The organism is Rhodopseudomonas sp. WA056, from assembly GCF_010906995.1.
GTDB lineage: Bacteria > Pseudomonadota > Alphaproteobacteria > Rhizobiales > Xanthobacteraceae > Rhodopseudomonas > Rhodopseudomonas palustris_G.
The window spans coordinates 1-3,866 of the sequence record NZ_QPFS01000210.1 but is presented as its reverse complement, the minus strand read 5'-3'; the positions used below and the strand labels follow the sequence as shown (position 1 = coordinate 3,866).

Here is a 3,866-nt window from a genome sequence, read left to right as displayed (position 1 = left end):
GGTCAACCTCGATCCCCGCATGGCATCCTTCGCCAACGGCGTCCACCGCCTCGACGGACAGCTCATGGTCGTCCTCGACGTCGACAAAGTACTCGAAATCGCAACCCAACGTATGGCTGCATGACGTAGCGCGCCGACCAGATCATCGCCCTCGAAGAACCCCGGGAAGGAACGCATGACACCGCTCGATTACGAGTACCTTCAGAAGCTGCTCAAGGACCGTTCCGGCCTGGTGTTGTCGGCTGATAAAAAGTACCTGCTCGAGAGCCGGTTGCTGCCGCTCGCCCGCAAGGCGGGTGTGCCGGGCATCACCGATCTGGTGCAGAAGATGAAGGCCGGATCGGACTCGTTGATCAACGACGTGGTCGAAGCGATGACCACCAACGAGACGTTCTTCTTCCGCGACAAGACGCCGTTCGATCACTTCAAGGACAGCGTGATCCCCGAGCTGATCAAGGCGCGCGCAGGTCGCAAATCGCTGCGGATCTGGTGCGCGGCGTCGTCGACCGGCCAGGAACCGTATTCGCTGGCGATGCTGCTCAAGGAGAAAGCCGCCGAACTCGCCGGCTGGCGCATCGAGATCATCGCCACCGATTTGTCGCCGGAAGTGCTGGAGAAGTGCAAGGCGGGACTCTACACCCAGTTCGAGGTTCAGCGCGGCCTGCCGATCCAGCTTCTGGTGAAATACTTCAAACAGGTCGGAACGATGTGGCAGCTCAATGCCGATGTGCGCTCGATGGTGCAGTTTCGGCAGTTCAACCTGCTCCAGGACTTCACCGCGCTCGGCAAATTCGACGTGATCTTCTGCCGCAATGTGCTGATCTACTTCGACCAGCCGACCAAGTCCGACATCTTCAATCGGCTGATGCGCGTCAACGAGCCGGACGGCTACCTGTTTCTCGGTGCGGCCGAGACCGTGGTCGGCCTCACCGATTCCTACCGGATCTGCCCGAAACGACGCGGCGTGTATCTGCCGAATACCGCGGCCGCATCGGCGGCTCCGAGCTTCGCGGCCGGCGGATTGAAAGCTGGGGCCCTGACCGGGCGATAGAGGAGAACGCCGTGGCGTCCGAAAGCAGCGGACCGGAGCGAGTGTCGTTCGGACGCGGCTACAACGTCTGGATCATGGGCATCGACGGCACCTGGCGACGCAATTGCGTGCTCAAGGCGGTGTCCGCCGTGGATGCCGAACTCGAACTCGAAGGATCTATCGAGGGATTGAACCTCAAGGAGTTCTTCCTCCTGCTGTCGTCGACCGGTCTCGCATATCGCCGCTGCGAACTGATCCGAGTCAACGGATCGGAAATCGACGTCCGGTTTCTCAGCACCCGCAACAAGAGCGTCAAACCGGCCAGCCGCGACGACCGCATGGCGTGACGCATCGGCGAAAATTGCGACGAATTCGGTAAGAGACTGCTGACTCATTCTTCGACGTCGCGCGTATTGGACCTCCTGCAAACCCTTCTTTCAACGGTCGAGTGATAGGTTTGGTTCGCGTGCTGGTTGGGGCGGTCCCGTGGTTCGGGAGGAAGGCGCGGCTGGTGCGCGACGAAGACGCGCTAACGCCAAGCGGCCTTGCGGCTGCGTCTCACGGAGCCGAAGTGTTCGATCAGCTCTCGAAGTAGGTACGGCAATGATGGATCCAGCCAAACACGGTCCGGCGGTCGACGTCCTCGTCGTCGACGACGATCCTGTCCAAGGGGCGATCGTCAGCGGGGTCTGTACCAAGCTCGGTTACCGTCCGCATTTCGCCTCGTCCTACCATCAGGCCGCCGAACGGCTCGCGATCGGGCGGTTCGACTACGTTACCATCGATCTGTCGTTGGGCGATCACGATGGTATCGAGCTGTTGCGGTTGATCGCCGCGAGCGACGTCAAGCCGCGACGTATCATCGTAATCAGTGGCTGCGAGGAACGGATTCTCAGCGCCACGGTCCGGATGGCTCATGCGGTCGGCATGCTCGACACCGTGTCGCTGCCGAAGCCGATCGATCTGGCGCTGCTGCGCGGCGCGTTGGCGGCGATGCCGGAGGCGGCCGCGTCTCGGCGCCGGGTCGACACGCGAGGATCTGAAATCACGATCGACGATCTCCGTCGCGGCATCGACAACGGCGAGTTCTACGCCGCTTTTCAGCCGAAGATCGACCTGGCGACCGGCAACGTCACCGGCTGTGAAGCGCTGGCGCGCTGGGACAGTGCGGCCTTCGGTCCGGTCGGACCGGATCTGTTCATTCCGCTCGCCGAGCAGGGCGGGTTGATCAGGGCGATGACGCTGCGGATGCTGCGCGACTCGATGGCGTTCGCCGCCGCGTTCCTCCCCACCGAACCGAAATTCGTGGTGGCGGTGAATCTGTCGGCGTCCCTGCTGTCCGACACCTCGCTTCCGGAGGAAGTCGAGCGCCTGCTCGTCGAGATCGGCGTGCCGGCGCGTTCGCTGATGATCGAAGTCACCGAGACCACCGCGATGGCCGATGTCGGTCGCGCCATGGACGTGCTGCTGCGGCTTCGCCTCAAGGGCATCGGCATTTCGATGGACGATTTCGGCACCGGCTATTCGTCTTTGTCGGCGCTGGCGCGAATGCCGTTCAGTGAGCTGAAGATCGATCGCTCGTTCGTCAAGGACTGCCTGACCGACGCCGACATGTGGAAAATCGTGTCGTCCTCGGTGGCGATCGCGCATCAGTACAACATGAAGGTCGTGGCGGAGGGCATCGAGGATGCCGCGACCTGGCAGGCCCTCGACGCGCTCGGCTGCGATATCGGCCAGGGCTTCGAATTCTCGCGGGCGCTGCGCCGGGATGCTTTCGTCGAATGGTATCGGGACTGGACGGCGCGCCACCCGTCGGCGCTACGAACCGCCGCTGGTCAGACTGCCAGCTCGACCGGGTGATCGTCGCCGGCCGGTGTGTGCCGCGCCGCCGCGAACGCGGCTTTGATCTGCCCGGTCAGGGCCGCGTAGTCGGACTGCGACAGATGCGGAGCGGACTGCTCCAGCTCGCGGGCCAGCGCAGATAGCCGGTCGAGTCCGAAAGTGGCCGCGGCGCTCTTCAGCGAATGCGCCTCGCGTTCGATGCGGCGGCGCTCGGCGGCGATATCGAGGGTCTCGAACAGTGCGATGCGGGCTTCGGTGTCCCGCGCGAACACCGTCAACACCGCCAGGGTGGCGTCTCGTCCGATTTCCTCGACCAGATGATCGAACGCCTTGCGGCCGACATAAAGCCGGCCAGCACCCTCGCGGTCCGGCGGCGCCTCGGTCTGTCCGCTCCGGTGCTCCGCCACGAGAGGGGTGCCCTGCGCCGATGGCCGCACGAGCCGGGGTGACGGTATCGCAGCTCCGGCCGGCAGCGGCGGCAGCGCGCGCAGGATCGCATCGATCAGCGCCTTCTTCCGGACCGGCTTGGCGACGTGATCGTTCATGCCGGCAGCGCGGCAGGCGGCGGCATCCTCGGCGAAAGCGTTGGCGGTGAAGGCGATGATCGGCACCGCGGCGAGCGGCCCGCCCTGGGCGCGGATCACGCGGGTGGCGTCGAGCCCGTCCATTTCCGGCATCCGTACGTCCATCAGCACCACGTCGTAGCTGAACCGGGTCGCGGCGGTCACCGCCTCGGTGCCGTCGCAGGCGGTGTTGGTCTGGACGCGGAATTCGCCGAGCATCTGCGCCGCGATCGCGCGGTTGGTCGGATTGTCGTCGACCACCAGGATTCGGAGCGGCCGTCCAGCGGCCTCGATCCGGGCGCGGAATTGCGCATAGACGTCCTGGTCTTCCTGCTCGGGCGGTGCGACTTCGTCGGCGATCGGCAGCGTCAGCGAGAAGTGGAATTCCGTGCCGCGGCCCGGCGCCGAGCTGACGCCGATCTTACCGCCCA

At 64.6% G+C, this 3,866-nt stretch carries 4 protein-coding genes and 1 pseudogene; 4 read left to right on the top strand and 1 reads right to left on the bottom strand.

Annotated elements, in window-relative coordinates; translation table 11 throughout:
* From DU475_RS24420 to DU475_RS23295, 4 genes and pseudogenes are all read left to right on the top strand, one after another.
* A pseudogene (locus DU475_RS24420) lies at positions 1-124 on the top strand (chemotaxis protein CheW); the annotation flags it as partial.
* A 51-nt stretch (positions 125-175) separates the two neighbouring features.
* On the top strand, positions 176-1,051 hold the full coding sequence (locus tag DU475_RS23305) for a CheR family methyltransferase (protein ID WP_164633461.1): 876 nt from the start codon (positions 176-178) through the stop codon (positions 1,049-1,051).
* A gap of 11 nt (positions 1,052-1,062) precedes the next feature.
* Positions 1,063-1,377 carry a hypothetical protein gene (locus DU475_RS23300; protein WP_047309139.1) on the top strand — a complete coding sequence of 105 codons (315 nt, stop codon included), beginning with the start codon at positions 1,063-1,065 and terminating at the stop codon, positions 1,375-1,377.
* A 259-nt stretch (positions 1,378-1,636) separates the two neighbouring features.
* The gene (locus DU475_RS23295) at positions 1,637-2,890 is read left to right on the top strand and encodes an EAL domain-containing response regulator (RefSeq protein ID WP_246700408.1); all 1,254 of its coding nucleotides are present in this window, start codon (positions 1,637-1,639) and stop codon (positions 2,888-2,890) included.
* Here DU475_RS23295 and DU475_RS23290 read toward each other — a convergent pair.
* On the bottom strand, positions 2,866-3,866 hold a 1,001-nt coding region (locus DU475_RS23290), incomplete at its 5' end, for a response regulator (RefSeq protein WP_164633460.1). The genes DU475_RS23295 and DU475_RS23290 overlap by 25 nt on opposite strands.

Coding starts and splice junctions, on each gene's coding strand:
- DU475_RS23305 (WP_164633461.1), top strand. CDS start 176: ATGACACCGCTCGATTACGAGTACCTTCAGAAGCTGCTCAAGGACCGT.
- DU475_RS23295 (WP_246700408.1), top strand. CDS start 1,637: ATGGATCCAGCCAAACACGGTCCGGCGGTCGACGTCCTCGTCGTCGAC.